The sequence below is a fragment of the Phaeobacter porticola genome (assembly GCF_001888185.1).
Lineage (GTDB): Bacteria > Pseudomonadota > Alphaproteobacteria > Rhodobacterales > Rhodobacteraceae > Phaeobacter > Phaeobacter porticola.
Genome location: NZ_CP016366.1, coordinates 69,374 through 95,792, shown reverse-complemented (window position 1 = coordinate 95,792; position 26,419 = coordinate 69,374). Strand labels below are relative to the sequence as shown.

28 protein-coding genes and 2 pseudogenes are annotated in these 26,419 nt (G+C 57.1%); 13 read left to right on the top strand and 17 right to left on the bottom strand.

The annotated features are described in order from the left end of the window. Positions 1-219: 219 nt before the first annotated feature. Both PhaeoP97_RS19030 and PhaeoP97_RS19025 read left to right on the top strand, forming a co-directional pair. Positions 220-738, top strand: a complete 519-nt coding sequence (locus tag PhaeoP97_RS19030; protein ID WP_072506814.1) for an SMI1/KNR4 family protein — start codon at positions 220-222, stop codon at positions 736-738. A gap of 170 nt (positions 739-908) precedes the next feature. Continuing rightward, positions 909-1,259, top strand: a complete 351-nt coding sequence (locus tag PhaeoP97_RS19025) for a hypothetical protein (protein ID WP_072506813.1) — start codon at positions 909-911, stop codon at positions 1,257-1,259. Positions 1,260-1,445: 186 nt separating this feature from the next. On the opposite strand, the gene PhaeoP97_RS19020 is transcribed toward PhaeoP97_RS19025, so the two are convergent. From PhaeoP97_RS19020 to PhaeoP97_RS18985, 9 genes and pseudogenes are all read right to left on the bottom strand, one after another. Then, on the bottom strand, positions 1,446-1,865 hold the full coding sequence (locus tag PhaeoP97_RS19020; RefSeq protein ID WP_072506812.1) for a hypothetical protein: 420 nt from the start codon (positions 1,863-1,865) through the stop codon (positions 1,446-1,448). 174 nt (positions 1,866-2,039) lie between these two features. Continuing rightward, the gene (locus PhaeoP97_RS19015) at positions 2,040-2,324 is read right to left on the bottom strand and encodes a hypothetical protein (RefSeq protein ID WP_072506811.1); all 285 of its coding nucleotides are present in this window, start codon (positions 2,322-2,324) and stop codon (positions 2,040-2,042) included. A 597-nt stretch (positions 2,325-2,921) separates the two neighbouring features. After that, positions 2,922-3,653 (bottom strand): IS21-like element helper ATPase IstB, encoded by a 732-nt coding sequence (istB, locus tag PhaeoP97_RS19010; RefSeq protein WP_072503358.1) that lies wholly within the window; start codon positions 3,651-3,653, stop codon positions 2,922-2,924. Then, complete coding sequence (locus PhaeoP97_RS19005) at positions 3,650-4,666, bottom strand: Mu transposase domain-containing protein (RefSeq protein ID WP_237029020.1); 1,017 nt, start codon at positions 4,664-4,666, stop codon at positions 3,650-3,652. Before PhaeoP97_RS19005 ends, istB begins: the two co-directional genes overlap by 4 nt. A 39-nt stretch (positions 4,667-4,705) precedes the next feature. Further along, positions 4,706-5,149 (bottom strand): hypothetical protein, encoded by a 444-nt coding sequence (locus PhaeoP97_RS20565; RefSeq protein ID WP_217525901.1) that lies wholly within the window; start codon positions 5,147-5,149, stop codon positions 4,706-4,708. Positions 5,150-5,263: 114 nt separating this feature from the next. Continuing rightward, a pseudogene (locus PhaeoP97_RS20820) lies at positions 5,264-5,380 on the bottom strand (VirB3 family type IV secretion system protein); the annotation flags it as partial. A gap of 15 nt (positions 5,381-5,395) precedes the next feature. Continuing rightward, on the bottom strand, positions 5,396-5,677 hold the full coding sequence (locus PhaeoP97_RS18995) for a TrbC/VirB2 family protein (protein ID WP_072506810.1): 282 nt from the start codon (positions 5,675-5,677) through the stop codon (positions 5,396-5,398). A gap of 16 nt (positions 5,678-5,693) precedes the next feature. Beyond that, positions 5,694-6,359 (bottom strand): lytic transglycosylase domain-containing protein, encoded by a 666-nt coding sequence (locus PhaeoP97_RS18990; RefSeq protein WP_083570459.1) that lies wholly within the window; start codon positions 6,357-6,359, stop codon positions 5,694-5,696. Continuing rightward, a complete protein-coding gene (locus tag PhaeoP97_RS18985; RefSeq protein WP_072506808.1) occupies positions 6,331-6,645 on the bottom strand; it encodes a hypothetical protein in 315 nt (104 codons plus the stop codon). The genes PhaeoP97_RS18990 and PhaeoP97_RS18985 overlap by 29 nt, the downstream gene beginning before the upstream one ends. A gap of 132 nt (positions 6,646-6,777) precedes the next feature. On the opposite strand from PhaeoP97_RS18985, the gene PhaeoP97_RS18980 reads away from it, so the two are divergent. Next, a complete protein-coding gene (locus PhaeoP97_RS18980; RefSeq protein WP_072506807.1) occupies positions 6,778-7,356 on the top strand; it encodes a hypothetical protein in 579 nt (192 codons plus the stop codon). Here the strand turns inward: PhaeoP97_RS18980 and PhaeoP97_RS18975 are convergent. Then, positions 7,350-7,550 (bottom strand): hypothetical protein, encoded by a 201-nt coding sequence (locus PhaeoP97_RS18975; protein ID WP_072506848.1) that lies wholly within the window; start codon positions 7,548-7,550, stop codon positions 7,350-7,352. The genes PhaeoP97_RS18980 and PhaeoP97_RS18975 overlap by 7 nt on opposite strands. Positions 7,551-7,794: 244 nt before the next feature. Here PhaeoP97_RS18975 and PhaeoP97_RS18970 point away from each other — a divergent pair, with 244 nt between their 5' ends. The 5 genes from PhaeoP97_RS18970 to PhaeoP97_RS18950 are packed head-to-tail and all read left to right on the top strand — an operon-like array spanning position 7,795 to position 13,012. Next, positions 7,795-8,823 carry an ABC transporter substrate-binding protein gene (locus PhaeoP97_RS18970; RefSeq protein WP_072506806.1) on the top strand — a complete coding sequence of 343 codons (1,029 nt, stop codon included), beginning with the start codon at positions 7,795-7,797 and terminating at the stop codon, positions 8,821-8,823. Between the two features lie 58 nt (positions 8,824-8,881). Further along, the gene (locus PhaeoP97_RS18965) at positions 8,882-10,147 is read left to right on the top strand and encodes an ABC transporter permease (RefSeq protein WP_237029051.1); all 1,266 of its coding nucleotides are present in this window, start codon (positions 8,882-8,884) and stop codon (positions 10,145-10,147) included. Positions 10,148-10,158: 11 nt separating this feature from the next. After that, entirely contained in the window at positions 10,159-10,944 is a 786-nt protein-coding gene (locus tag PhaeoP97_RS18960) for an ABC transporter permease (protein WP_072506805.1), read from the top strand. Positions 10,945-10,967: 23 nt separating this feature from the next. Next, on the top strand, positions 10,968-12,278 hold the full coding sequence (locus PhaeoP97_RS18955; RefSeq protein ID WP_072506804.1) for an aspartate aminotransferase family protein: 1,311 nt from the start codon (positions 10,968-10,970) through the stop codon (positions 12,276-12,278). Next, on the top strand, positions 12,275-13,012 hold the full coding sequence (locus PhaeoP97_RS18950) for an SDR family NAD(P)-dependent oxidoreductase (RefSeq protein WP_083570458.1): 738 nt from the start codon (positions 12,275-12,277) through the stop codon (positions 13,010-13,012). Before PhaeoP97_RS18955 ends, PhaeoP97_RS18950 begins: the two co-directional genes overlap by 4 nt. A gap of 45 nt (positions 13,013-13,057) precedes the next feature. On the opposite strand, the gene PhaeoP97_RS18945 is transcribed toward PhaeoP97_RS18950, so the two are convergent. From PhaeoP97_RS18945 to PhaeoP97_RS18935, 3 genes are all read right to left on the bottom strand, one after another. Continuing rightward, on the bottom strand, positions 13,058-13,750 hold the full coding sequence (locus PhaeoP97_RS18945; RefSeq protein WP_072506803.1) for a GntR family transcriptional regulator: 693 nt from the start codon (positions 13,748-13,750) through the stop codon (positions 13,058-13,060). Between the two features lie 166 nt (positions 13,751-13,916). Then, the gene (locus PhaeoP97_RS18940; protein WP_072506802.1) at positions 13,917-14,894 is read right to left on the bottom strand and encodes a transketolase family protein; all 978 of its coding nucleotides are present in this window, start codon (positions 14,892-14,894) and stop codon (positions 13,917-13,919) included. Further along, positions 14,891-15,775 (bottom strand): transketolase, encoded by an 885-nt coding sequence (locus PhaeoP97_RS18935; protein ID WP_072506845.1) that lies wholly within the window; start codon positions 15,773-15,775, stop codon positions 14,891-14,893. The genes PhaeoP97_RS18940 and PhaeoP97_RS18935 overlap by 4 nt, the downstream gene beginning before the upstream one ends. A gap of 100 nt (positions 15,776-15,875) precedes the next feature. On the opposite strand from PhaeoP97_RS18935, the gene PhaeoP97_RS18930 reads away from it, so the two are divergent. From PhaeoP97_RS18930 to PhaeoP97_RS18910, 5 genes are all read left to right on the top strand, one after another. After that, a complete protein-coding gene (locus tag PhaeoP97_RS18930) occupies positions 15,876-17,255 on the top strand; it encodes an aminotransferase (protein WP_072506844.1) in 1,380 nt (459 codons plus the stop codon). Positions 17,256-17,291: 36 nt separating this feature from the next. Further along, positions 17,292-18,377 (top strand): ABC transporter ATP-binding protein, encoded by a 1,086-nt coding sequence (locus PhaeoP97_RS18925; RefSeq protein WP_072506801.1) that lies wholly within the window; start codon positions 17,292-17,294, stop codon positions 18,375-18,377. Between the two features lie 5 nt (positions 18,378-18,382). Then, positions 18,383-19,831 (top strand): NAD-dependent succinate-semialdehyde dehydrogenase, encoded by a 1,449-nt coding sequence (locus PhaeoP97_RS18920; RefSeq protein ID WP_072506800.1) that lies wholly within the window; start codon positions 18,383-18,385, stop codon positions 19,829-19,831. A gap of 67 nt (positions 19,832-19,898) precedes the next feature. Then, positions 19,899-20,969, top strand: a complete 1,071-nt coding sequence (locus tag PhaeoP97_RS18915) for an ABC transporter substrate-binding protein (protein ID WP_072506799.1) — start codon at positions 19,899-19,901, stop codon at positions 20,967-20,969. Between the two features lie 63 nt (positions 20,970-21,032). Beyond that, positions 21,033-22,490, top strand: a complete 1,458-nt coding sequence (locus tag PhaeoP97_RS18910) for an amidase (RefSeq protein WP_237029050.1) — start codon at positions 21,033-21,035, stop codon at positions 22,488-22,490. Positions 22,491-22,817: 327 nt separating this feature from the next. Here the strand turns inward: PhaeoP97_RS18910 and PhaeoP97_RS18905 are convergent, their stop codons facing one another. The 4 genes and pseudogenes from PhaeoP97_RS18905 to PhaeoP97_RS18890 all read right to left on the bottom strand — a co-directional run bounded on the left by PhaeoP97_RS18905 (position 22,818) and on the right by PhaeoP97_RS18890 (position 26,417). Further along, positions 22,818-23,504, bottom strand: a complete 687-nt coding sequence (locus PhaeoP97_RS18905) for a calcium-binding protein (RefSeq protein ID WP_072506798.1) — start codon at positions 23,502-23,504, stop codon at positions 22,818-22,820. 146 nt (positions 23,505-23,650) lie between these two features. Beyond that, positions 23,651-23,923 carry a hypothetical protein gene (locus tag PhaeoP97_RS18900; protein WP_072504604.1) on the bottom strand — a complete coding sequence of 91 codons (273 nt, stop codon included), beginning with the start codon at positions 23,921-23,923 and terminating at the stop codon, positions 23,651-23,653. A 15-nt stretch (positions 23,924-23,938) separates the two neighbouring features. After that, positions 23,939-25,256: pseudogene (locus PhaeoP97_RS18895) on the bottom strand (ISNCY family transposase). Positions 25,257-25,508: 252 nt separating this feature from the next. Further along, positions 25,509-26,417: an FAD:protein FMN transferase gene (locus tag PhaeoP97_RS18890; RefSeq protein ID WP_072506797.1), complete on the bottom strand. Its 909-nt coding sequence runs from the start codon at positions 26,415-26,417 to the stop codon at positions 25,509-25,511. Positions 26,418-26,419 lie beyond the last annotated feature (2 nt).

Genomic DNA, 26,419 nt, shown 5'->3' with positions numbered 1-26,419 from the left:
TACGGCGACTTGTCTGATTGATATGACAACGGCGATTTTAGGTGGTGACACCTTGTTTTGTCCATTGACCTTGCGGACATGGGCGCCATCTGGTTCTGGTCTTCCCATTGGGATGGCGATTGCCAACAAGCCCGTCAGTCGGCCCGCGTTCGCAACGGTGGCGTTCCGCACTTTGGTGGTGCAAGTATAGCCCGAAGGCCACTAAATTAAGGCGATCACATGGAAATCACGCTCGATATGGCTTTGTCCCGCTTCAAAAAGGACCCCGATTATGCGCCTGCCACCCTGTTTTGGAACAAGGCGCATTTCGAAAAGCTGTTAGAAAAGACGGGTTGTCGTCTGCCCACCCAGTACAAAGAACTGTTGGAAACGGCTGGCGAATTTGAACATGGGTTTGGCTATTACTTTCTGGCGACTTGGCCAGACGGCGCACAGACCAAACATGAACTACAGGTGCCGTTCCAACCGTTGCAATCTGTCATCGACAACTTCGAGATATTTCGAAAAGGCCGTGAATTTCCCGACCGCTTTCCCCATGATATGGTGTTTATCGGCACAGCAGACGCAGGCCACACCAACCTTTTGGCCAATGGCACCGACCCAACGGACAATGCCGTATATCTTTGGGAAACGGCCAGTGACCCTTGGGGGACAGGCAACAACACTCAGGGTCTGGCCCGCTGCGCGGATACGTTGTTCGGGTTTCTCTACAACCTTGATGACTGGGACAACCTGTAGCGGTGTTTCAACTCTCGAAAAATGGCACGCGACGTATCGCGATGCCTGGCCTGACATGCTGGTCGAGTTTACCCTCACTCGCAGAGCTTACTGCGCTTGGCCATGATGATATGAAGTTCTTGGGCAGCACGAGACTTGCCGTCGGTGATGGCGCTGCTTAAAACCCTAATATGTTGAAACTGTCCGCTATTTTTTTTGTTCTTCTTATCGCGCTTGGCGTTGTGGGAGAGACTATTCTTCCATTCTATGGTGGCGACAGAGAGTTGGCAGCGCGAGTCTCAAAAGTTAGTTTTGTTTTGCTGGGTGGAATTGCCTTTGCTTTTGCTCAACCGGCCATCTGGGGCTGGTTTATTCAGGCGGTACAGAACGCCATTCAGCGCAGCGGGACCAAATCCCGTATGGCGCAAACCATTATGCGGCCCGGACTCAAGTCCACCGCGCGATCCGCTGGGCTGGGTCTTTGCTGTTTCTTTTTGATTATGACTGCGGTTTTGGCATTTCAGCTTTGGCTGCAACGCTGATAAGACAGGCCTTACTGAGAGGGCTAAACCGAATATCATGGCCTCAGCCCAAATCGATCTCACTACCCGCGCAAACTTGATGTGACTGGGTACCTTTGGTTGGCGCAGACGGTGGAGCATTTCAGCCTCTCCGTATTTTTGAATGCATCTAAGAAGCTACTACTTTCGATGTCATCAGCGCCAGCCTTAACGAGCAAATTTTCGATTGCTCACCATTTGGCCTAAGCGAAACTTACAAAATAAGAAGGTCATCCCGCCGAATAGCCCTAATCCGCCACCAGCGCTGATCAGCTTAATGTACTCGAGCACGCGTGACCCGGAGAACCAAGTCGAGAAAAATACGACGAACAATCCGGCACCCAGAAAAAATCCCACCATAGCCGCCAAGTGGTAACTGACCATGTTATGGTGGGTCGCAACAGCGTAAACTGCCAAGACCGGAACGGCGCTAGCGGTGGTTACAAGCCCAAAAATCGTGCCAGTCTGCACCATAAACGCGGTAAAGCCTATGTCCCGCGGCGACCCAAGCGCCGCGACAATTGACCACAATGTTGCAACGGCTAGGCAAGCCAGTAAAAAAGCAATAACCGTAACAACTGCCTTCATGGAGGGCGACTCCTGTTAAGAGCAAAATGGTGCTAATAAGATTTTTGCTCGGATAAATAGCATAATGATCCTTTATCGCGTGGTGGTCAAACACGTTAGATGCAACTGGTCGCCTCCTGCTCAACATTCAGGGCGCTATCCATTCAGCGGCTGCTAGCTCATGATTTTTTGGCGCTAGAACTGCTTTGTTGGCCCAACTGGACCGAACGTGCATATTTGGGCGTCTTGGAGAACAATAGGGGAACGCAACTGAGTATTGGGCAAAACACCTATGAAGTCTAGTGTCTTGGCCCGAACCGCATGTTGAACTCTCGCAAATGCTCCTGTGTCAATTTTACTATTGATCTCTATGATGGCCATCCCTTGGTAAATTTCGCCCTGCAACAGAACCTTTAAGTTGCTGGAATCAATGCCAAAATGTGAACCATCTTTTGCCGCAGCGATTTGGCTTTCGATCAAGGGAAGTCCATCTCTGATCTGGTAGCTTAAGTGCCATCTATCTGCCTCCTAAGCTGCGCAACAAAACGCTCAAAGTACATAGCATGGTAAACTGAGGTGGAAAATCAGATAAGCCTTTGTATCTTCAATTCCTTGGCTACCGCACGGTCTGCTTTGGGCTGTGACCGACCTCGTGCGCCTGCAGCATCCCACCTGCTGGGGGATGGCGGCTGAGGGCTCTTTCGTTGGATTTGCTGCGCTTTGCGCGAACGGCGGTTGTTTGCAGGATCAGTCGAGGGCAATTTGCTTTCGAACTTTAGCTAGGGGCTTCTTGGTTGGGTTAACCAACCCAAGGAGAACCCGATGTTATCATCACCCCCCAAAGCACTTCTGAAACTTCGCGAGGCTTTGCAAGAACAGCGCTACAGTCCGACTGTCGTGCGCAATTATTGTCTTTATGCAGGCCAGTTCCTGTCTTGGTTGCAAGCGAATGTCAATGAGCGTTCAAAGTTGACCCGGTTTCAGCATTTAAAATTGACCCACCCCATGTGGCGCAAAGCCCCCAGGCGGGCCGCCCTCATATAGCGAGTCCGTCTGGGGGCTTTGCTTTCGGGACGGTTACTTTTCTCTGCGGCTTTTGCTCTGAGCAAAGCGATAGGACGTGTTGCCGGTTTCGATGATTGCGCAATGGTGGGTGACGCGATCCAGCAGCGCGGTGGTCATCTTGGCATCGCCAAAGACCGAGACCCACTCTCCGAACTCCAGGTTGGTGGTGATGATGACGCTGGTTTTCTCGTAGAGCTTGCTGATCAGATGGAACAGCAATGCTCCGCCAGACTTGGGGAACGGGATGTAGCCCAGCTCGTCGATGATGACGCAATCCAGAGCCGAGAGTTGCCGGATGATCTTCCCGGCATTGCCCTCGGCCTGTTCCTTGATCAGGGCGTTGATCAGATCGACGGCGTTGAAGAAGCGTGCCTTCTTGCCGTTGGTGATCAGGGTGGTGCCCAAAGCGATGGCGATATGGGTTTTGCCGGTGCCGGTTCCGCCCACCAGGATGAGGTTGTGCGCCTCTTGGGTGAACTGCCCTGTGCAGAACGGTTCGATCTGGGTCTGGGTGATGGCGGCAGCACCATAATCGAAGGTGGCGAAGTCCTTATGATGGGGGAACTTCGCGATCCTCATTTGATACTGGATAGAGCGCGCCCGCCGCTCTACAGTCTCCGCGTCGATCAGTTGCTTTATCGCTGTGGTCAGACTTGGTGGCTTGCGCGCGGACAGCAAATCATGTGCGCAAGCTGCCATTCCGTGCAACCTCAGGGCGGTCAGTTGGTCGATCAGGGCGTTCATGCGGCAACCTCCTCAGTCGAGCACAGGATCTCATAGCGCTTGCAGTCGGCCTCGGGTCGCAGGGTCAGTTGCGGATAGGCATAGGCTTCGCTGAGCGGCGTGATGACCGGCTCCACCAACTGGTTAATCAGGTTGATGATGGCGGGCAGGCGGAGGGTGTTTTGTGCCACGGCCAGTTCACAAGCCATCTCGACAACCTCGATCCCGTGATCCTGGACGAGCAGAAGCAGATCAACGAACTCCCGATCCCCGCCCTTGTCTGCCATGTAATGTTCCCTGATCTGGTGCATGGCCTCAGGCAGTTGCCAGTCCACGAAGGGTGCGCCATTGCGTAGGGCGCCGGGCTTGCGATCCAGCAGAGGAACATAGTGCCAGGGTTCAAAGTAGCTGACGTTGCGGGTGAAGCGGCGCTTATGCTCGGCGATGATATCCTGGCCCGACACCAGCATAATCCGGCCCGCATAAGCGCGCAGCGACACATGTTGACCGGCAAAGTGGGACGGGACGCTGTAGCGGTTGCTGGCATATTGAACCAGGCAAGTGGATCGGACACGAACCGTCTTCTCAACATAGCCGTCAAAAGGCCGACCCAAGGGGCGCAGCTCGGCGCGTTCGTCTTCGAACACCTCGGCAATCGTGCGATCCTGCTGTTCGGGATGGGGACGATTGGCCAGTTCTTCACAGCGCAGGCGCAACCAGTTGTTCAGCGCATCAAGATCTTCAAAGGCAGGCTTGGGCACAAACAACCGGCCGCGCAAAAACTGGACCTGGTTCTCGACCTGCCCCTTCTCCCAACCCGCTGCGGGCGTGCAGGCAACAGGTTCCATCACATAGTGGTTCATCAGAGCCAGGAACCGGGGATGGAATATCCGGTCCTTCGAGCGGGACACATAGGTCACCATGGTCTTGGGGTTATCAATGATCACCCGTCGTGGAACCCCGCCATAGAAAGACAGTGCCTGCACAAAAGCATCCAGAACCATCTCCTGGGCTTCGCCGGGATAGGCGATCACCAAAGGCTTGCGGCTGTGGCACAGGCGGAAATGGGCAACCTAGATCTTTTGTTCAACGCCGCCCAGGACAACCCGTTCTTCGCTCCAGTCAAACTGAAGGGCGTCACCAGCAGCAAAATGCAGGGGGATAAAAGCATCGCCAGAACCGGCGCCAGCCCGCTTCAGATCGCGGACAAATCGCTGAACTGGAGAATAGGACCCGGTGTAGCCTTCCACCACGAGCTGCTCATAAAGCTTCTGGGCCGTTCGCCGCTCCCGACGTGGTCGCTTCTGGTCCTGATCGAACAGTTCCTGAAGCCGGAGATCAAACCCGTTGCACAGTTTGTGCCGAACCGGTGGAGCCTGGCGCTGGTAGCTCGGCGGGCTCTCATCCTTCAAATACTTCTTGATCGTGTTGCGCGATAATCCCGTCGCCCGCGCAACAGACCGGATACTGCGCCCTTCAACCAGCACCCACAGACGGATCTTCGATACACTTTCCATCAATAACACCTGCTCTTTCCTCCGCACTTGAAGCGCGGATGTTAACGAAACAGGTGGGTCAATTTTACTCGCTCATAACCCACCTAAGTGGGTCAATTTCGCATGCCGATTCACAGTCCAGATGAACGGCAGAACGACCCCGGTCGCCAGCACCACCAGGTATCCTACGGGCAAGCCCAGATACTTGGGCGGTCGGGCGAGGCCCAAAAAGAGGGGGGATCGTTCTGCCAACTCTATTCTCCAGCCTTAGGAGAAACCGTCGACGATGGTACCGGCCGAGAAGATCAGCACGATCCCGATGATGACGGAGGCGAACCAGCCCCAGTTGAGCCGTCCCATCATGCACATGAAACCGGTGCCGATGACCGCGAGCGTGGCGACCGCGATTCCGATGGGACCGGTGAGCGCGGCCTCGACGGTTTCCAGCATGGTCTGGATCGGCGACAAGTCCTGCGCGAAGGCAGGCGTTGCGAAAGCCGCCAGGGTTGTGGCGACAGGCAAGAGGCGGCTGAAGCGATGTCGAAGCATGCGAAGTTCCCTTGTTTTACTGAAGATCGATGAGGACCGGCGTCCGACTTGGGGTGCGGTCTGCGACGCGGATGTTCGGCGCGGAAAAGGATGTGCCCGCCAACTGGGACCGGCTCCGGTGGATGCGCGCGATGTAGTCGCGGGTCTCGGTGAAAGGCGGAATGCCGGAATACTCGACCACGCGGTGCGGCCCGGCGTTGTAGGCTGCCAGCGCCAGGTCGATATCCTTGAACGTGGCGAGTTGCTCCAGAAGATAGCGCGCCGCGCCGTCGAGGTTCTGGGACGGGTCGTGCGGATCGACGCCGAGGGCACGGGCGGTGTCTGGCATCAATTGGCCCAATCCATAAGCGCCCTTCGGGCTCACTGCAGTCGGGTTATAGCTGCTTTCGGTCTCGACCAGGGCCCGGAACAGAACCTGCCAGTCGTCGGCACCCAGACCAGCCTGGCGCAGGGCACGGTTCCCCTGGTGGCGGACGGCAGTTGTCTGGATCAGAGCGAGGATGTCGCCGCGACCGGATGGCGGCGTAGCGTTCAACGAGGCCAGAGTGACTTCCGCCTCAGCGCTATCATCCAGACCAGCCCATGCGGGCCTCGCGCCGTGGAAGGTCCAGCCGGAAGTCCTGGCCGCGCCGTCGCGGCCGAAGGCGATAACGTCAGCCGCGCTCCTCGAGGGTGAGCTCATAGTCAGGACCAAAGCGCAGATCGCGCCCGTCACCGAACTCGAAATGATGTTTGAAGAGCCCCGGCCATATGTTGAAATACCGCGGCTCCGGCCCATGCGGGGTGATCCGGGTCGAGACCAGAATGGCTTCCGGCTCGCCCTCGCGCAGGTAGATGCACTGGTAGCGCGGCTTGCCATCGTCCGTGAACCCCACGAGTTCATACCGGCAGCGGAACGCGATGCCCTTTTCGGACAAGTCTTTGACACCATCGATGGTGATCAGGATCTGGTTGCGCGCTATCGGCATATTCGGACTCTCCCCACGAGAGCCCTTCTACTTCACGACACTAAGGCCATAAAGTCATATGGAGTCAATACGACATATTGCATAAAAATACATATTGCGCGATAGTCCGCGCAACTTTTGCGGGAGAGCGGCATGAAGCGACAGGCGATGGCAGCGGCGATGGGGGTGATGGCGGTGTTCGGAGCCCCGGAGAAGGCGCGGGCCTATGACATCGACTGCGCCATCATGCTCTGCATGGCTGGCGGCTTCCCCCCGAGCGCAGTCTGTGTGCGGGCCTATCGCACCATGATCCGCCGCATCACGCCCTGGCCCAGCTTGCCACCCTTCGGAGTTTGCACCTTCGCCCATGTGCCGGTCGAACTGGGTGACCTCGGCGGGGAGGGTGAACTCGACACCAGCCTCCCCGAATACGAGTGGCTGAACCGGACCCATGTGATCTGGTTTTGGGGACGGTCTTACAAGGAGCGGGATATGCCTCGGCAGTGGGACTGGTCGATCCGCTCCTGCGATCGCGAGAACCAAACCTGCCGCTACATCCAGCGTGTCTACGGGTCCCATATGCCCTGGCCCGCGACATTCGTCTCAGAAAGCGGTCAAGAAATCGCCTTTCCGACCGGAGGAGGCTCTTGGCACTTCGATTCCCGCAGCATCATGGTTGAATACGGTGACTACAATGGCAACATGGGTCACTCAGAGTGGTTTTCCTACTGATCTGAGCTGTCACTTGGCGTCAGGGAAAACGGGCGAAGCTCAGCAAGGCAAGTATCAAAGCCATCAGGATCGACATGCCAACGGCGGCTCACCGATCCATCGTTCCAGCGGTAATCGGTAAAGATGTGGACCTCTGTTTGACCTGCCACAAGGTAGCCTTCTTGGAAGGGCCAGCCTGATTGTTTTTTGAACACCAAAACACCTGTTCATTCTGCCTGGGACGTTTGTTCTCAATTGCTTCCTTGATTGTCGATGAGATCCAAACTCCCCTTCGATTGACTGAAGGGGTGTGATTTTCAACGGTGTCCTGGATAAACAACCGTAAATCGCGGGATTGGAACCTGCAACTCCTAAGGTATTAGTACCAAAGCCAACATAACTAGCTTGTCAAGATGTATGATATATAATATATTATACAAGTCACGAGGGAGGACAATCATGAAACCAATTTTTCTTACAACGGCATATGCCTTGATCGCAGCCACCAGTGCCAGCGCACAGGATCTTACCGTCACGGGTTTTGGTGGATCACTTCAGGATGCCCAGCGAGCTGCCTATATTGAGCCGTTTGAAACCGCTACTGGCATCAAAGTAAACGAAGACACCTATGGGGGGGGCATCTCAAAGATTAAAGCCATGGTCGACACCGGAAGCGTGGTCTGGGACGTCGTGCAGATGGACGAAAACGAAATGATCTTGGCGTGTGATGAAGGGTTGCTGGAAACTGTTTCAGCGGCTGATCTGGGGCTGGGTACATCGCTTTTGGATCAGGCCAAAGACACCGATTGCGGTGTTGGCTTTTTTGTTTGGTCGCTGGTCCTTGGATTTGATGGCGCACGTCAGGACAAGATACCGACCAGTTGGGCCGATATGTGGGATCTGGAGACTTGGCCCGGTGGGCGCGGCCTCCGCAAACAGGCGCGGATGACGCTGGAAATTGCGTTGGTTGCGGACGGGGTGCCAGCTGAAGATGTCTATGACGTTTTGGCGACGCCGGAAGGGGCCGATCGTGCCTTTGCCAAGCTTGACGAGATCAAGGATCACATCGTCTGGTGGGAAAGCGGGGCGCAAGCTCCAGAATGGCTAGCTTCGGGCGATGTGGCTCTGACGGCGGCGTATAACGGACGGATTGCCAACGCCAACAAAGAAGGCCGTGAGTTCGGCATTTCCTGGACCAATCAACTTTATGCTATGGATTTCTGGACCGTTGTTAAAGGCGGTGATCTGGAAACATCGAGAAAGTTTATCAGCTTTGCGATGGATGCTCCGAATCAGAAAGTGTTTACCGATCAAATTCCTTATGGCGTCACCAATACCGAGGCCAACGCTTTGATTGACCCGGAGATTGCACCGCAATTGCCGACCGACCCCGATAACCTTGAGGGGGCCGTCGCGCTGAGCACCGCATTCTGGGTGGATCACGAGGAAGAGTTGCAGACCCGTTTCACACAATGGCTTGCCAACTGATCTGAAGCAGGCAAAGCGCGTGTGGATCATGCGCTTTGCCGCAACCAAGGAATATATGATGACGGTGACAAGCGAACACCCGGCCTGGTCCGCAATTTCAACTGGCCAAAAGCAGGAATTTCGACGGGATGTCAGACGCAAGCGTCTCGTCTCGCATCTATTGGTTGTGCCACTTTTGCTGTTTATCGCGGTCCTGTTTATTGGCCCGATTTTGGTGATGTTGTCGCGCTCGGTCGAAAACCCCGAACTGCGGGCCGGATTGCCGGTTTTGGCGCAGAGCCTTGAGGATTGGCCAGGTGAGGCGCTGCCGGATGCAAAGATATTCCGTGCCTTGGCAAATGATCTGAGCAACGCGGACCTACGCCCTGAACGTGCTGCGGCCGCGCGCCGGTTGAATTACGAAGTGCCTGGCTATCGCACACTGATCATGGGATCCGCACGCAAAATCGGCCGGATGCAGGACGAGATTGCCGCTGACCCCAAAGCCACCTTGATCGGGCTGGATCCGCGCTGGGGCGAGATGCCGTACTGGCACGCCCTGCGCCGTGCGGCGTCGCCTGTCACCGCGTACTATCTGCTTGCCGCGCTTGATCTGAAAGTGGATGACAGCGGGTCCGTGGTGCGCACCGAGCCTGAACAGCGGATCTTTGTTGATATTCTGTTACGCTCGCTTTGGGTGAGTGTGGTGGTCACAACGGTCTGTCTGCTGATCGCCTTCCCGGTGGCCAATTTTATGGTGGTGGCCGGGCCGCGGATGCGCGTGGTTGTGCTGTTGTCCATCCTGTTGCCGTTCTGGACTTCGCTTCTGGTGCGCACGTCCGCCTGGATTGTGGTGCTGCAACGCGAAGGCTTGATCAATGACATTCTGACCGGCCTGTCACTGGTCAGCGATCCGTTAGAGCTGATTTTCAACCGCTTCGGCGTTTACGTCGCGATGGTTCACATCCTGCTGCCGTTCATGGTGTTGCCGCTTTATTCCGTGATGCAGGGGATCCCCCCCAGTTACATGCGCGCGGCGGCATCATTGGGCGCGCGTCCTGTGCAGGCGTTTTGGCGGGTGTATCTGCCGATGACCCTGCCGGGGATCGGGGCAGGGTGTCTTCTGACCTTCATTCTTGCGGTTGGCTATTACATCACCCCGGCATTGGTGGGGGGGGCTCAGGATCAGATGATCGGCTACTTCATCGCCTTTTTCACCGATACCCGACTGAATTGGGGCATGGCTTCGGCGCTGAGTTTCATTCTGCTGAGCTGCATTCTGGCACTTTACATCGGTCTGGGTCGCTATGTGGGCATTGGCCGACTGGTGGGAATTGACAAGTGAGGACGGACAAAATGACAACATTATTCTCAATGCGAAATGGCCAACTGGTGCTCAGCATGCTGGTCGCGATTTTCATGGTCGGGCCGATCCTTGCGGTTATCCCGATCTCGTTCAGCTCCGGCAGTTTTCTCAGCTATCCGCTGCCGGGGTTTTCCCTTCAATGGTATGAAAAGGTGTTCCAGTATGACCCTTGGATGAGCGCGCTGGTCAATTCCCTGATCATCGGGCTGGCCTCGGCCACATTGGCAACAATCCTTGGCACATTGGCCGCCTTGGGATTTGCGCGCGGCAATCTGGTGGCGCAGCAATTCCTGATGGGCGTGGTAATCTCGCCCATGATCATCCCGTTGGTCGTGTCTGGTGTGGCGATGTATTTCTTTCTGGCCAAACTGGGGTTGGTCGCCACCTTTGCCGGGCTGATCCTGGCCCATACTGTGCTGGCCGTGCCATTTGTGGTGATCCCGGTGATGGCCACATTGCGCGGGTTCGATACCAATCTGGTGCGCGCGGCCAACTCTCTGGGGGCGACCCCTGTGACGGCATTTTTTCGCGTGACCTTACCCAATATCGCGCCGGGGGTGATTTCGGGGGCTCTGTTTGCCTTTGCCACATCGTTTGACGAGGTGGTGGTGGCCTTGTTCATCGCGGGCCCGGCGCAGAAAACACTGCCGCGGCAGATGTTTGATGGAATCCGCGACAATATCGAGCCGTCCATTCTGGCGATGTCATCGCTTCTGGTGGTGATTTCAATCCTGATGCTGGCGGCCACGGCCTGGCTGGCGCGCAAAACATTGTGAGTTTCAAAGAAGGAGGATCCACGATGCGGGATCAACAAATGTCGCAGGCCGCAACCCGGCGGCTGTCGAAAGTTCTGGCCGGAGGCATTGGCAGCGGGGGGCGCATTGACCATCGCGGGCTGTTTCTGACCGAAGGTACAGGGGCCCGGGTCACCGATGCAGATGGCCACGGCTATATCGACTATATGATGGGGTTTGGCGCACTGATCCTTGGTCACCGCTCGGCGCCCGTGGTCGATGCGGTTCAGGCCGCGCTGGGGCAGGGAACCATGTTCGGGGCGGCCTGTCCGGCGGAACTGGAGCTGGCCGAACGGGTGGTCGCGTGCTGGCCCTGTGCGGATATGTGCCGTTTCACCAGCTCGGGTACTGAGGCGGTGCAGGCGGCTTTGCGGCTGGCGCGGGCCGCGACCGGGCGCGACAAGGTGCTGAAGTTCGAAGGGCATTTCCATGGCTGGGGCGACAACATTTATGTCAGCGTCAAAGCCTCGGTCCATAGTGGGCTGAACGCCCGCCCCCATGCCTTGCGCATGACGCCTGGACAGCCGGAAACTGTGTTGTCTGATGTGGTTGTCGCCCCGTGGAATGACTTGCCTGCGCTTGAGGCGATCCTGTCGGATCATGGTCGTGACATCGCCGCGTTGATTTTGGAACCCTATCCCACCAATAATGGCTGTATGGACAGTGGTGCGGCTTATCTTCAGGCGCTGCGCTCCCTGTGTGACCGTAATGGGATCGTGTTGATCTTTGACGAGGTGGTCAGCGGGTTCCGGCTGGGTCTGTCCGGCGCACAGGGGCATTACGGGGTCACCCCTGATCTGTGTACATTCGGTAAGGCGATGGCCGGTGGGATGCCCATTGCGGGCTTTGCCGGAAAGCGGGATCTGATGGCGCTTCTTGAGGGCAATCAGGTCAGCCATCTGGGCACGTATAATTCGAACGCCATTTCGGCGGTCGCGGCCCTTGCAACGATTGATACGCTTGCAAAAGACGACGGTGCGGCGTTTGCCCGGATCACCAAATATGGCCGCAGCTTAACCGACGGGTTCAACGAAATCTTTCGCCGCCACAACCTGCCCCTTTGCGCCGATGGGCTGGGGCCGGTCCTGTCGATTTTTGCGGCAGCAACCCCGCCGGAACGGTATCGTGATACGCTGACCCATGACGCGGCATTGCTTGCGCGGCTGCATCAGGCACTTCTGGCCGAGGGGATCTGGATCTTTGGGCGGGGCAATCTGATGATCGGCACAGCGCACGGCCCTGCCGAAATGGATGAGACTTTGGAAAAGATGGACCGTGTGGCATCAACACTGACAAATGGGAAAAGCAAAGCATGAACGAAAGCTCTATAATCATCGTCACGGGCGGCACACATGGGATTGGGCAAGCCTGTGTTGAAACCTTGGCCGGGCAGGGGCAGCGGGTGGTGTTCACCGGGCGCGACGAGGCGGCGGGTCAAATGCTGGAAAAGAAATGTGGTGCGATTTTTCAACAGTGTGACGTCGCAGATGAAGACCAATGTCACGCGGCGGTGACCCGTGCGATGGACCTTGGACAGGGGCGGATTGCCGGATTGGTCAACAATGCGGGCATGTCGCTGCGAGCCCCGTTTGAAGAGACCCGGACCGAAGACTGGGACAGGATCATGACAGTGAATGCCCGCAGCGTTTACCTGATGACGCGGCTGGCCTTGCCGGGCCTTCGGGCGGCCAAAGGCAGCGTTGTCACCACTTCATCCGTGGCAGGTCTGGTCGGGCAGCGTGGTCTGGCGCTCTACACCGCATCGAAAGCCACGTTGATCGGGCTGACACAGGCGCTGGCGCTGGAATACGGGTCCGAGGTGCGCTTCAACGCCATTGCACCCGGACAGATCGGCACCCGGATGATGCAAAAAATCATGGATGACCCAGAGCGGCTGGCCGCCACTGTGGCCACCATCCCGGCCGCCCGCCTGGCGGAACCGCGCGAGGTGGCCGATGTTGTCGCATGGTTGATTTCAGACGCATCAAGCTTTGTGAACGGTGCGATTATTCCCGTGGATGGCGGCGAGACCGCCGGAATCTTTGATTAATCCACAATAACAAAGGCGTGCGCATCCGTTACGCGCGCCCTTATTTTATTTGTCGCGGGCCTCGTCGGCCAGTTCCGTTTTCTGTGCGATATAAGCCTCCATGCTGGCCCCGCCACGACGCAGGTCATTCTGCATGGCCAGCCCCGCTTTGGTCGCCTCTCCCGCCCGCAGGGCCGCCAGAATGTTCAAATGCTCTTCTGCGCCCGTATAGTCCGTCTCCATCTTTTCATAAAAGACGTTCAGAATGGGGCCCATCATCGCCCAGAGCCGTTCAATTGTGGCCAGCAAAAGTGGCATATTGGCGGCGCGGTAGATCAAAAAGTGAAACTCGCGGTTGTTGCGCAGGGTGGATTTGCCGTCCCGGCTTTCTTCGGCGGCGACAAAGGCCTCGTGCAACTGTTGCAGCCGTTCGATTTCATCCGGGCGCAGGCGCGGTGTGGCGGCCTCGGTGGCGATGCCTTCCAGAGCGATGCGCATGGCGCGGATTTCCTGATAGCGATCCAGCGACAGGGCCGGGATGGCAAAGGCGCGGGGCGAATACATTTCCACCGCATTCTCGCTGACCAGTTGAATCAAGGCCTCGCGCACCGGTGTGATTGAGGTGCCGGTCTGTTCCACAAGATCAGCAACCCGCAGCTTCTCGCCGGGTTTAAACTCCCCTGCAATCAGAAGATCCTGAAATTCCTTATGAATTCGGGTGGAGAGTTTTACGGGCTTTGAGGGGCTTAACTTTGGCATGGCTTGCGGGCGCTCGTTCCGGATTTGATTTTATAAAACATCATATACCGAAGGGGAGGAGATTTGGCGACCACTCGCGCGTAGATTTATTCAGGTGCGTGTTGGCTGGGAATGCACCACGGGCGTTGAACAGTGACCCGTGGTGCAAGTTTACTGTGTCGCGTGGTTAGCCAAGCGCTTCGCGGGCGCGGGCCGCGATCCCATCGGCATCTAATCGATAATGCGCATAGAGATGCGTGGGAGGCGCAATCAGGCTGTATTCATCCTCGATCCCGTGTCGGATCAGGCGGCATCCTGCCCCTTCATCGGCCAACACCTCGGCCACCGCCCCGCCAAGGCCCCCCAGAACGGTGTGTTCTTCAACCGTCATGATGGCGCGGCTGTATCCAGCAGCTTTGAGGATTGCATCGCGATCAAGGGGCTTGATCGTGTGCATATCAAGAAACCCGACCGAACGACCTTCGGCCCGTAGGGATTGCGCGGCTTCCAGTGCGGGATGCACCATCGACCCTGTCGCAATAATGGTCAGGTCCTCGCCATTGCCGTGTGAAATCGCTTTGCCAAATTCAAACGGCGCATCTTCGTCATAGACATCCGGGTCGCGCCCACGCCCGATGCGAAAATAAATCGGCTGGGCATGGTTGGCTGAGGCTCGAATGGCGGCGCGCAACTGGGCATTGTCAGCAGGCGCTACCACCGTCAGATCGGCAATCGACCGCATGATCGCGATGTCTTCGGTCGCATGATGCGAGGTGCCATAAAACCCCAAAGAGATCCCGGTGTGGTGGCCAACCAACCGAACCGGAAGCGCAGAATAGGCCACATCCGTTCGGATTTGTTCACAGCACAAAAGCGCAAGGAAGGACGCGAATGTGGCCACAAACGGCATGGACCCCGCAGCGGCCATGCCAGCCGCCGCAGACACCATGTTTTGTTCTGAGATCCCAAATTGCAGAAACCGGTCAGGATGCGCTTCCGCAAACTTGGACAGACCATTGGAATATTGCAGATCGGCCGTGCAGGCCAAAACCGGATGCCCCTCTTCGACCAGATCCGTCAGACCATCGGACAGGGTTTGCAGGCCGGGGTTCAGGGCGTTGAGCTGACGATATTGCCAGCTGTCTTTGTGCAGGGGGGCGGTCATAGTCCAGCTCCTTGTTTGATTTCGGCAATGGCACGGGCCTCATCCTCGGGGGCGAGATACCCAAGGTGCCACCCCGGTTCGGTTTCCATATAGCTGACCCCTTTGCCTTTTACCGTGTCGGCAATAATGCAGCAGGGGCGGGTGCGATTCGTGTCGGCACGTACTTGTCGCAAAAGCGTCGCAAGGGCAGTCATGTCGTGGCCATCCACGCGGTGCACGTCCCAGCCGAATGCCTGCCATTTGGCCGTCAGGTCTTCGACACCGATCACATCATCGACATTGCCATCAAGCTGATACCCGTTGCGATCGACGATCACCGTCAGGTTGGCCGCTTCGTGGTGGGCGGCACTCAAGGCGGCTTCCCACACCTGGCCTTCCTGCATTTCGCCATCTCCGACCAAGGCAAAGGCATGAAAATCACGCCCTTGGGCGCGCCCCGCGAGCACCATGCCAAGCGCGCCGGAAATGGCGTGGCCGATCGAGCCAGAGCTGAAATCCACCCCCGGCACCTTGCGCATATCCGGGTGATCGCCCAGCGGGTTGCCCAGCTTGGTGTATCCGTCCAGCAGCGCAGGATCAAAAAAACCAAGGTCGGCAAGAATCGGGTACAGACCCACCGCAGCATGACCTTTGCCCATGGTAAAGCGGTCGCGGTCTTCCCAATCTGGCACGCCGGGTTTCAGGCGCATCGTGTCATAATAAAGGGCAGCAAAAATCTCGGCACAGGAAAAGACCGAGGTGTAATGCCCGACTTTGGCAATTTGAATCAAACGCACGGTTTCAAGGCGGCAAAACAGGGCACGTTCTTTCAGGTATTTTAAGTGATCTGGGGAGAGCGCGCCGGTCTTTGGTATGCGCGCGGCTGGCTGTGTGGATGTCATCTGAACCTCCGGGTTGGGATTAACGTTGACATCATATAATATATTATACATTATCATGTCAAACGCAGAATGCAGCAGGGATCAAAAGGAACTTGTTCTCGTGACCAATTACGCCACACATCTTAATGCGCTTGACGCCCGCTATCACTTACATTCGCAAACCAACGCCGTTGCGCACCAGTCTCGGGGTGCATTGATGTTAACGGGTGGGCGCGGGGTTTTTGTCTCTGACATTCAGGGTCGTGACTATCTCGAATCGATGTCCGGCCTGTGGTACGCCAACCTCGGGTTCAGCAATCAGCGCCTGACCGAGGCGGCGCACGCACAACTGCAAAAATTGCCTGCCTATCACACCTTCAACCACCGCTCGAATGATGTGTGCGCACAACTGTCTGAACAGCTGGCGCAGATCGTTCCGCTTGATGATGCCCGGATATTCTATGTCAACTCCGGGTCCGAAGCGATTGATAGCATGGTCAAAATGGCCTGGTATTATCACATGGCCAAAGGCCAGCCCAACCGGCGCAAGATCATTTCTCGCGAGGGGGCGTTTCATGGATCAACGATCTTTGGGGCCGTTGTCGGCGGGTTGTCGCATATGAAAGACGGGTTCAACCTTCCCGCCACAGATGGCGTTGTGCGGGTGTCGCGCCCCAGTCATTTCCGCGAGGCAGAAAAGGGCGAAACCGAAGCGGCCTATTGCGACCGTTTGATCGCCGAGATCGAAGATGTGATCGCCGCGCATGGGGCAGAGTCAATTGCCGCAATGATTGCGGAGCCGATCATCGGGGCAGGGGGCGTTCTGACCCCGCCGAAAGGCTATTTCAGCCGGTTGAGCGCCCTGTTGCAATCCCATGGGATCCTTCTGTTGATGGACGAGGTGATCTGTGGGTTTGGACGAACAGGCAACTGGTTCGGGTCGCAAACCTTTGGGGCCCAGCCGGATATGATCGCGATGGCCAAGGGGCTGACCGCTGGCTACATCCCGATGGGGGCGGTTGCACTGTCTGGCGCTGTTTATGACGCAATCGCCGCCCAAAGCGACCAGCTGGGCGTGTTTGGCCATGGGTTTACCTATTCCGGCCACCCGACAGCTTCGGCTGTGGCTTTGGCTGCGCTGGAACAATACCACGAGATGAAGGCCCCGGCACTGACCGCCCGGCGCGGGCAGGATCTGACCCGCGCGCTGGAGGCGCTGGCGACAGACGACATGATCGGCGAGGTCCGTGTCGAAGGCTTTATTGCCGGGATTGAACTGGTCGCAGACAAGGCCAGCCGCACCTTCTTTGCGCCGGAACTCGCCGTAGGTCGTCGGTTCGAAAACAACGCGCTGCGCGAGGGGCTGATTGTTCGCAACATGGGCGACACGATCGCAATTTGTCCGCCGTACATCATAAGCGATGACGAATTCGACCTCATGATCACTCGCTTGCGCGCCGCCCTTATGACGACGCGTGCCGACCTTCATACCGCCGCCTGAAGCGCGCGAAAAATACCGATTTACCGGGAGGAAAATATGACCACAGATACCGGCGCTTTTGTCGAGTTTCGCAACATCGACAAGACCTATGACGGAGAGGTTTTCGCCGTGCGCGATATGAACCTGTCGATTGAAAAAGGCGAGTTTATCACTCTGCTGGGCCCGTCCGGCTCGGGGAAAAGCACCACATTGATGATGCTCGCGGGGTTTGAGTGCCCCACCGCCGGCAAGATATTGTACGAAGAGCGCGAGCTTGCGTCGATTCCGGCACATAAGCGTAACTTTGGCATGGTGTTCCAGAACTACGCGCTGTTTCCGCATATGAGCATTCTGGAAAACGTCGCCTTTCCCCTGGCCATGCGGGGGGCCGGTAAATCCGAGGCCGCAGATCAGGCCCGTGCTGCATTGGACATGGTGCATTTGTCGCATTTTGCGGACCGTCGCCCTTCGCAACTGTCAGGGGGGCAACAACAGCGGGTCGCGCTGGCTCGTGCGCTGGTTTTTAACCCGGCAATTGTGCTGATGGATGAACCACTTGGCGCGCTGGATAAAAAACTGCGCGAAGAGATGCAGATCGAGCTGAAACATCTGCATGAAAATCTGGGTGTGACCTTTGTTTTCGTGACCCATGATCAGGATGAGGCGCTGACCATGTCGGATCGTATTGCGGTCTATAATGATGGGCAAATCCAGCAGATCGCAGACCCAACCACCCTGTATGAAGCACCGGAAAATGCCTTTGTCGCCTCTTTTCTTGGCGACACCAATATGCTGCGCGGAACCGTATCGACTGTGTCGGGCGGCATGGCAAAGGTGGCGTTGACAGACGGCACCATGGTCATGGTCGACAATGCCGGTGGCCTGATCTCGGGCCAACAGACGCAGGTGTCGGTGCGCCCTGAAAGGATCGTGTTGGAAACGGGGGATGTGGGCATCACCGCCGACCGGATTGAAACCATTTATCACGGCGCGCATGCTTCGGTGATTTGTCGCACCCAATCGGGTGAAGAAATCACTGCGCGCCTGCCCGCCAGCGCCATTGATGACGTGACCAGTGATAAGCTGCGGGTGCGGTTTTCAGACCGCTATGCGCGCGCCTTTCCGATTGCAGAAGCGGGATAACCAATATGCTGGTACTTTCCGATCCTGAACTGATGCGCCAACATGCCCTGATTGATGGCGCGTGGCGCGCAGGTGAGACACAATTTGCGGTGCACGATCCGGCCACGGGGGATGCCCTTGCGCAGGTTACCGATTGTGACCTTGCGATGATCCGCACCGCGATTGAGGCGGCAGATCGCGCACAGTCAGACTGGGCTGCACGTACCGCCGCCGAGCGGGCCGATATCCTGCTTTGTTGGTATAATCTGGTGATCCGTCATGCCGATGATCTGGCCGCGCTTTTGACGGCTGAAATGGGCAAACCTCTGGTCGAGGCGAAGGGCGAGATCCTGTATGGGGCCAGTTTCATTCGCTGGTTTTCCGAAGAGGCCCGCCGAGTCTATGGTGATGTGATCCCCGGACACCACCCTGACAAGCGGCTCTTGGTGTTGAAACAGCCGGTCGGTGTGGTGGGGGCGATCACGCCGTGGAACTTTCCAAACGCGATGATCACCCGCAAAGCAGCACCTGCTTTGGCGGCGGGGTGCACGATGGTGGTGAAGCCTGCCAAGGAAACACCGCTGTCCGCGCTGGCCCTTGCAGAGCTCGCCACACGGGCCGGGGTGCCGCGTGGGGTATTGAACATCGTCCCCACATCCGACAGCCGCATGGCAGGGCGCGAATTTTGTGACAATGACAAGATGCGCAAATTGTCCTTTACCGGCTCGACTGGGGTGGGGCAGGTGTTGATGCGTCAATGTGCCGGGCAGATCAAAAAGCTGTCGCTGGAATTGGGCGGCAATGCCCCGTTTATCGTGTTTGATGATGCCGATCTTGAAGCCGCGGTTGAGGGGGCTTTGGTCTCGAAATACCGAAATGGCGGCCAGACCTGTGTCTGCACCAACCGTATCTATGCCCAGTCTGGTATCCACGACGCCTTTGTTGCGCGACTGGCGGACCGGGTGGCTGAGTTTCAGGTCGGTCCGGGCACGGATCCGGATGTGGCCATTGGCCCGCTGATCAACGCGGCTGCCGTGACCAAGGTCGAGGCGCATATCGCGGATGCCATCAGCAAAGGGGCCAGCCTTGTCACAGGCGGCGCGCGTCATGCGATGGGCGGCACCTATTTCCAGCCCACCGTAATGTCCGGCATGACCGCGGATATGGCGGTGGCGCGGGATGAAACCTTTGGTCCGGTGGCCCCGGTCTTTCGCTTCACCGACGAGGCCGACGTCATTGCCGATGCCAATGACACGGAATTCGGCTTGGCGTCCTATCTGTACAGCCGCGACATGTCGCGGATCTGGCGGGTGTCTGAGGCGCTGGAATACGGGATGGTGGGCATCAACACCGGATTGATCTCGACCGAGGTGGCCCCGTTTGGCGGGGTCAAGCAGTCGGGATTGGGTCGGGAGGGATCCAAATACGGCATCGAAGATTACCTGGAACTGAAATACCTGTGCCTGTCGATCTGACAGGACATACGCGAGGCAGATCATAGAAGAAATCATAATATATAATACACCAATCTGGAGGAAGACCATGACCTTAAAAACACCTTTAAACCGCGCCTGCGGTGCATCCATCGGCATTCTGCTGGCCGCAGTGCTGGCGGCCACACCGGCAGTGGCACAAGACAAAACTCTGAATGTGGTCGGGGCGGGCGGCAGCCTGCAAACCGCGCAGAGATACGCGTATTACACCCCCTTTGCCGAAGAGTTTGGCGTTACTGTGAACGAAGAAAGCTACTCCGGGGCCATGGCCAAGGTGGAGGCCATGGTGCGCACCAACACCGTGTCGTTTGACGTGATGCAGGTGGAACAGGATGATGTGGTGACCGGCTGTGACGAAGGGCTGTTCGAACCCCTTGATTGGGCTGAACTGGGCAACCCGAGTGATTTTGTCGAAACCGCAACGCAGGCAGAATGCGGCGTGGGCTATTTCGTGTGGTCGATGGTTTTCACCTATGATCGTAGCAAGATCGAAAACGGCCCGGAAACCTGGGCTGAGTTTTGGGATGTGGACACCTGGCCGGGCCGCCGGGGGCTGCGCAAGACGCCAAAAATGACGCTGGAGCTGGCCTTGATGGCCGATGGGGTTGCCCCGGATCAGGTGTATCAGGTGCTGTCGACACCGGACGGGCAGGACCGCGCTTTTGCCAAACTGGATGAGATCAAGGATCATATCGTTTGGTGGACCACAGGCGCGCAGCCTATTGAACGGCTGGCCGCCGGGGATGTGGCCTATTCCGCGGCATTTAACGGCCGTGTCAGCAATGCCAACCAGGAAGGCAAAGATTTTGCCTTGGAATGGGCCGGGCAGATTTACGGGATGGATTTCTGGGCCATCGTGAAAGGCACCCCCCATCTGGATCTGGCAAAACAATTCATCGCCCATGCGATCAAGCCAGAGCAACAGGCGCGTTTCCCGGAAAAAATCCTCTATGGGATCACCAATAAAACAGCATTGGAAAGTTTGCCCGGCGAGATGCTGAGACAACTGCCCACCGCCGCTGACAATCTTCAATCGGCTCTCCCCCTCAGCTCGGAGTTCTGGATCGACAATCAGGAGACATTGTCGAAACGGTTTGAGACCTGGCTCTCCGCCAGCTGAGACCTTGATGCGCCCTTCTGTCTCGTCGGGGGGCGCATCCTTTTTACGATCAGGAAGGCCCGAATGATGATTTTGACCGATGAAGAATACCAAGCGTGCGATATGACCGATCTGGCGCGGCTGATCCGTGACAAGCAGATCACCGAACAAGAGCTGCAAGATCAGGTGTTGGCGCGGATTGACCGGGTGAACCCGTCCATCAATGCGATTGTTGCCACCTATGATGTGCCACCGCCGGCGGCGCCGGGTGAGGGGCCCTTTGCGGGCGTTCCCTTTTTCATCAAGGATCTTTACGCCCATGTGGAGGGGCAGATCACGACCGGTGCCTGTCAGGCCCTTGCCAACAATGTGGTGGATCACGATTCAGAAATCATCCGGCGCTATCGCCGTGCCGGTTTGCGCATTCTCGGGCGCAGCAACACCTGCGAATTTGGCACATTGGGCACCTGCGAACCTGTCCTGCACGGCCCAACGCGCAACCCCTGGTCCCTTGATCACTCTTCCGGTGGGTCCAGCGGCGGGGCCGGTGCTTTGGTCGCAGCCCGCATACTCCCTGCGGCGCATGGCGGCGACGGTGCCGGCTCCATCCGAATTCCCGCGTCCTGTTGCGGGGTGTTTGGCTTGAAACCCACGCGCGGGCGCAACTCGCTGGGCCCCGATCTGGGCGAAGGCCTGTCGGGGATTGTCGCCGAACATGTGCTGAGCCTGTCGGTGCGTGACAGCGCGGCCTTATTGGATGCCACCGCTGGGCCCTCGCTTGGGGATCCTTATACGGCACCTCCCCCGGACGAGAGTTTTCTGGCCGCCAGTGCGCGCGTGCCCGGCCGGTTGCGCATTGGATTGCGCTACGACACCGGTCTTGACACCCGGATCCATGCCGATTGTCGGGCGGCGGTGGACGATGCGGCCGCGCTGTTGCAAGATCTGGGGCACGAGGTGATCGAGACACAGATTGACCTGCCTGTGGAAGAGTTCCGCACCCGTTATGCCCGGCTTTGGTCACTGGCTGGAACGCGTGGGATTTTGGCAGCCTCTGCCGCCACCGGACGCCCTGCCGATGCGGTTGCTGCAGAATGCGAGCCGTTTAACCAATTCCTGTACGCGCGCGGAACACAGGTTTCTGCGGCACAATATTTGCAGGATCACGCATGGTTTCACGCCCAATCGCGCCGGATCTGTGCCCATGATGCAAAGTTTGACATGGTTCTTTCCCCCACCTTGGGCACGCCACCGCCGACGCTGGGCCATTTTGATGGGGCACAAATGTCTGGCGAGACTGTGATGAACCGGTTCTTTACTTTCCTCGGGTTCACCCTGATTGCAAACCTGACTGGCCAACCCGCCGTCAGCCTGCCCACGTTCTGGAATGGCGCAGGCCTGCCGGTCGGGGTGCAATTGACAGCAGGATTCGGGCAAGAAGGCGCGTTGCTGGCCATCAGCCGAAAAATCGAACAGGCAAATGACTGGAAACACAAAAGGCCAGAGATGCTATCACAAGGGGGAACCCCCCATAGGCGCTGACGTCAGACAATCTACTGAATTTAGTGTGAAAACTTTACACCCGGCAGGATTCAAACCTGCGACCTTTGGCTTCGGAGGACGGCACTCAATCTGGCTGCACTACAGGTGCCTATGAGGCTGGTATATATGGTATTTCGCCCCGGCACGCAATCGCAGTTTCAGCCAGGGGCGTGTTGCCGTTGAGGGCGCAACTGACAAGCCCGGAAGCTATGCCAAGACAAAACGTGCGAACCGAAGCCGATGGCAAAGCCTTACAGGGTTTCGGGGCAGGCAACTTCCTGCCCCGCATTTAATCAGAATATAGCGGGTTTTGTTCAGATTCTGTTATTAGATGAAGCCCCAGAGCATTGCTTCCTCTGCCAGCGTGTGATTCTCCAACTCTGTGCCGGCCAGATCGAGACCATGCACGATCTCAATCTTTTCGATGCCACGCGCCGTGATGCCCAGATCATCAATGGTGATCTTGCCGCCGCGGCCAAATTCGATATCCGGTATGTCCGCGTCTTCCTCAAGCCGCAGCACCAGCGTGTCGTGGCCTCCGCCACCGATGAAACGGTTGTTGTCCGCCCCTGTTTCACCGCCATAAAGCTCTGCCTGAGTGAACAGGAAGACATCCGAACCAGCGCCCCCATGCAAAACGTCCGAACCGGTGCCATCCACAAGGACATCGTTGCCATTACCGCCGCGTGACTTGTCGTTACCGGCCCCATCAGCCAGCAGGTCGTCGCCATGCCCACCCAGCAGCGTGTCGTTGCCGGAGCCGCCAGAGATCAGATCGTCCCCGCGATTGCCGATCACCACATCATTGCCCAATCCGCCCAGGGCCACATCGTCGCCACCGCCGAGCCAGGCAAAGTCATTGCCACCCCGGCCCAGCACGAGGTCTTCGCCGCGGCCGCCGAAATGGAAATCGCTGCCGTCATCGCCGATCTGCACATCCGATTCGATAGTTTCGTGTATGAACATCGACTTGACCATGTTGAAGGCCTGGCTGATGTGAACGCTGTCGGTCATTGCCACCTACAAAATCTTGTAAACACCATTCAGAAATGTCACTGGTTGCGCAAAGCAGAAGTGTCACCAAATGCGCTGCCGGTAGCAAGGCTTAGCAGCCCGGAGACGTCATATATCGTAGGGTTGATAAGCCTTGCGGTGGTTGGTCATAGACCAAGCTTGCGACGCTCTTTCTTGTTGTAGAAGGCTTTGATACCTTCCTCGCGGACGAGTTCCTCAAAGGCGCGCCAGGCGAGGACGTCGCCGAAAAAGGGTGGATTGTCCGACACGGTCAACGTTCCGAACTGGTTCTCTACGGACAGGATCCAGCCGGGATGGATGCTGGTCTTATATATCTCGACATCGAAATGATGCCCGTCGATGACAACGGATTGCGTGTAATCGGAGAAGATGATCTCTGGGTCGTCGTCAGTATCCATGCCGCAAACCTGGGCCTATTCCGCCGCCTGTACAATCGTCTTTTTGGCACGTGCGCTGGAAGGTCTGCCGGGACGTTTGCCATTTGGCTTATACCCCATCTTCTCAGAATTTGTTCTGACTGGATATTTTGGCGGGGCCTTATCTTGCATGTCTTTGATGTGCTCGAGCACGGCACCCAAGCGCTTGTTGTCGGTGATGGCGGCATGAGTGACCCGTTGGTCCATGTCGAAGATCTTGTAGGGCAGGGATCGGCCTTTTGAGCGCACCTCAAACCGGCCGTCGACAAAGGCGTAGGTGTCTACGTATTTGCCCACAAGGCCGCGCGTCACATCACTTTCTTCCAGCATGATCCGCTTGCGGTCATAAGAAAACGTCAACTGCTTACCGACGTACCTGTTCTCGCGCCAACACAGCACTTCATCCAGCCGGTCCGGCTCGACGTTGAGCGCGCGGTGCAGGTTGTCAGGCTTGGCCGGCGATTTGGCGAACTGGGTGTTGTAACGGCCCTTGAAGCCTTGCAGATAGGCGTTTCCAGCTTCCAAATCCGAAATATCAGCCAGCCGCAGTTCTTTCACGAGCCGATCTTGCAAGGTCCGGTTGGCGCGCTCAACGCGCCCCTTGGCCTGACTTGAATTGGCGCACAAGATCTCGACGTTCAACTGATTCAAAGCACGTCCAAACTGGGTCATACCCGCGCCAGCCTTGGCGTCTTCCTTGGCCACGCGGAACACTGTGTGTTTGTCGCTGTAGAATGCAACGGGGCGTCCGTGTTCGAGCAAATAGCTTTCCAGTGCTTCGAAACCGAAGCTCCATCAAGGTACTGGTGGCATCATCAATGAAGACGAGCAGGGTGCAGGGACCTGCGCGATCTTCAAACCAACGATGGTCTGACCCATCGATCTGGATCAGCTCGCCGAAACATTCTCGGCGTAGACGCGGCTGGTGGAACTGGCGGCGCTGCTTGCGCGAAAGCCAGATGCCATCTTCAACCATCCACTTCCGAAGCGTCTCGCGAGAGACTTTGAAGCCATGATGTTCGGCCAGCATCTCGGCCGCCAGGGTCGGCCCGAAATCCGGATACTGTTCCTTGATCAGGCCCAACGCATAGTCGCGTTTGGCTTTGTGGATCTGATTGTTTGGAATTTTGCCGCGCGATTTGTGCCGGATCGCGGCTGCGCCATCCTGACGGTATCGCTTGAGCAGCCGGAAAACCTGACGACGTGTCAGGTCCAGCATGTTCGCCGCATTGTCGACGCTCAGCCGGCCATCATCGACCTGCGCCAAAACTTCCACGCGGTTCAACTCGCGCTCGCTCATCACCACCCATCCCATGTCCGCTCATCCTCACATCGTTTTACGAGGAGAGTGACACTTCTGCTTTGCTCATGGGTGACATTATCGCTTTGCGCGTACAGCGCTAAATATGATAATGATGATTATGTAAAATTAACTAACTCGACCTTAAAGGTGCTTCGGTAATCCCCAGCTTTGTTGCACAAACGGGATGATATGAAGGCTTCCCCTTACCCCGGACGGGTTTATGCATTTGCAGGCAAGGTGCTGATCCACCTGAAGACACAAAATTCAATCGGCAGTTGCATCTTCTACTTGGGCGCCACGAAACTGAGCCACGAATGTATCGATTTCGTCTTTGGTTTCGAGCAGACATGCTGCGGTCGAAATCGCATCCGCAACGGCTGCTGATGCAGCGGATACAGATATCTCTTGCCAATTGCTTTGCGTTGGCTGACCCGTTCGGGGATCGAGGATATGCCCCACCCGCGCGTGTTCATCAAAGGTTGTGCCAAGAGGCGCGGAAGTGGCAAGTGCCCGCGCATCAAGGGGTACTTCGCCGCCTGCGGCTAAGGTGACGGGCCAGGCACGCCCCTCGGGATGGGTCCCAAGCGCGCGAAACTCGCCTGTATCAATCAGAACATTTCTGAGGCCTTCATCCACCAGCATTTCCGCCACGCGATCCGCGATATAGCCCTGTGCGATCCCATTGAGGGTGAGCGCCATTTCCTGCTCAAGCACAATAGCAGATGAATCAATGCGCGCACGTTCCCAACCAATCTTCAAACCGGCTCGGGTGATCGCATCTTTCTCCGGTAGCATCCCATGCGCGGACGCTTCGGCGTAGCAGGCCCAAAGCGGCTGGATCGTCGGATCAAATCTTCCCTCACTGGCACGATGTACAGTCCCTGCAATTGAAAGACATTCAAGCAGTTCAAACGGCGGAAAATCCAACCGGCCTGTGCGGTTCAATTGCATTAGCCTGCTATTGGGGCGGTACAGGCTAAAGATGTCCTCAAGCCGCGCTATTTCGGTCGCAACTCTTGCGCAGATAGCTTTTGCGTCAGGGTGAGCCAATCGTAACGTTGCGCGCGCACCCAAAGCGATACCCTGCCATGTATAAACAGGCGTAGCCACACTCTGATAGGGAAATGCAAGGGCAGCAGCGCTGATGGTGAGAAAACGACGACGGGTAGTCATGG

What these genes read in the sequence shown, in the direction of transcription:
- PhaeoP97_RS19030 (WP_072506814.1), top strand. Translation starts at nt 220, where the DNA reads ATGGAAATCACGCTCGATATGGCTTTGTCCCGCTTCAAAAAGGACCCC.
- PhaeoP97_RS19025 (WP_072506813.1), top strand. Translation starts at nt 909, where the DNA reads ATGTTGAAACTGTCCGCTATTTTTTTTGTTCTTCTTATCGCGCTTGGC.
- PhaeoP97_RS19020 (WP_072506812.1), bottom strand. Translation starts at nt 1,865, where the DNA reads ATGAAGGCAGTTGTTACGGTTATTGCTTTTTTACTGGCTTGCCTAGCC.
- istB (WP_072503358.1), bottom strand. Translation starts at nt 3,653, where the DNA reads ATGAACGCCCTGATCGACCAACTGACCGCCCTGAGGTTGCACGGAATG.
- PhaeoP97_RS20565 (WP_217525901.1), bottom strand. Translation starts at nt 5,149, where the DNA reads ATGGAAAGTGTATCGAAGATCCGTCTGTGGGTGCTGGTTGAAGGGCGC.
- PhaeoP97_RS18995 (WP_072506810.1), bottom strand. Translation starts at nt 5,677, where the DNA reads ATGCTTCGACATCGCTTCAGCCGCCTCTTGCCTGTCGCCACAACCCTG.
- PhaeoP97_RS18990 (WP_083570459.1), bottom strand. Translation starts at nt 6,359, where the DNA reads ATGAGCTCACCCTCGAGGAGCGCGGCTGACGTTATCGCCTTCGGCCGC.
- PhaeoP97_RS18985 (WP_072506808.1), bottom strand. Translation starts at nt 6,645, where the DNA reads ATGCCGATAGCGCGCAACCAGATCCTGATCACCATCGATGGTGTCAAA.
- PhaeoP97_RS18980 (WP_072506807.1), top strand. Translation starts at nt 6,778, where the DNA reads ATGAAGCGACAGGCGATGGCAGCGGCGATGGGGGTGATGGCGGTGTTC.
- PhaeoP97_RS18970 (WP_072506806.1), top strand. Translation starts at nt 7,795, where the DNA reads ATGAAACCAATTTTTCTTACAACGGCATATGCCTTGATCGCAGCCACC.
- PhaeoP97_RS18965 (WP_237029051.1), top strand. Translation starts at nt 8,882, where the DNA reads ATGACGGTGACAAGCGAACACCCGGCCTGGTCCGCAATTTCAACTGGC.
- PhaeoP97_RS18960 (WP_072506805.1), top strand. Translation starts at nt 10,159, where the DNA reads ATGACAACATTATTCTCAATGCGAAATGGCCAACTGGTGCTCAGCATG.
- PhaeoP97_RS18955 (WP_072506804.1), top strand. Translation starts at nt 10,968, where the DNA reads ATGCGGGATCAACAAATGTCGCAGGCCGCAACCCGGCGGCTGTCGAAA.
- PhaeoP97_RS18950 (WP_083570458.1), top strand. Translation starts at nt 12,275, where the DNA reads ATGAACGAAAGCTCTATAATCATCGTCACGGGCGGCACACATGGGATT.
- PhaeoP97_RS18945 (WP_072506803.1), bottom strand. Translation starts at nt 13,750, where the DNA reads ATGCCAAAGTTAAGCCCCTCAAAGCCCGTAAAACTCTCCACCCGAATT.
- PhaeoP97_RS18940 (WP_072506802.1), bottom strand. Translation starts at nt 14,894, where the DNA reads ATGACCGCCCCCCTGCACAAAGACAGCTGGCAATATCGTCAGCTCAAC.
- PhaeoP97_RS18935 (WP_072506845.1), bottom strand. Translation starts at nt 15,775, where the DNA reads ATGACATCCACACAGCCAGCCGCGCGCATACCAAAGACCGGCGCGCTC.
- PhaeoP97_RS18925 (WP_072506801.1), top strand. Translation starts at nt 17,292, where the DNA reads ATGACCACAGATACCGGCGCTTTTGTCGAGTTTCGCAACATCGACAAG.
- PhaeoP97_RS18920 (WP_072506800.1), top strand. Translation starts at nt 18,383, where the DNA reads ATGCTGGTACTTTCCGATCCTGAACTGATGCGCCAACATGCCCTGATT.
- PhaeoP97_RS18915 (WP_072506799.1), top strand. Translation starts at nt 19,899, where the DNA reads ATGACCTTAAAAACACCTTTAAACCGCGCCTGCGGTGCATCCATCGGC.
- PhaeoP97_RS18910 (WP_237029050.1), top strand. Translation starts at nt 21,033, where the DNA reads ATGATGATTTTGACCGATGAAGAATACCAAGCGTGCGATATGACCGAT.
- PhaeoP97_RS18905 (WP_072506798.1), bottom strand. Translation starts at nt 23,504, where the DNA reads ATGACCGACAGCGTTCACATCAGCCAGGCCTTCAACATGGTCAAGTCG.
- PhaeoP97_RS18900 (WP_072504604.1), bottom strand. Translation starts at nt 23,923, where the DNA reads ATGGATACTGACGACGACCCAGAGATCATCTTCTCCGATTACACGCAA.
- PhaeoP97_RS18890 (WP_072506797.1), bottom strand. Translation starts at nt 26,417, where the DNA reads ATGACTACCCGTCGTCGTTTTCTCACCATCAGCGCTGCTGCCCTTGCA.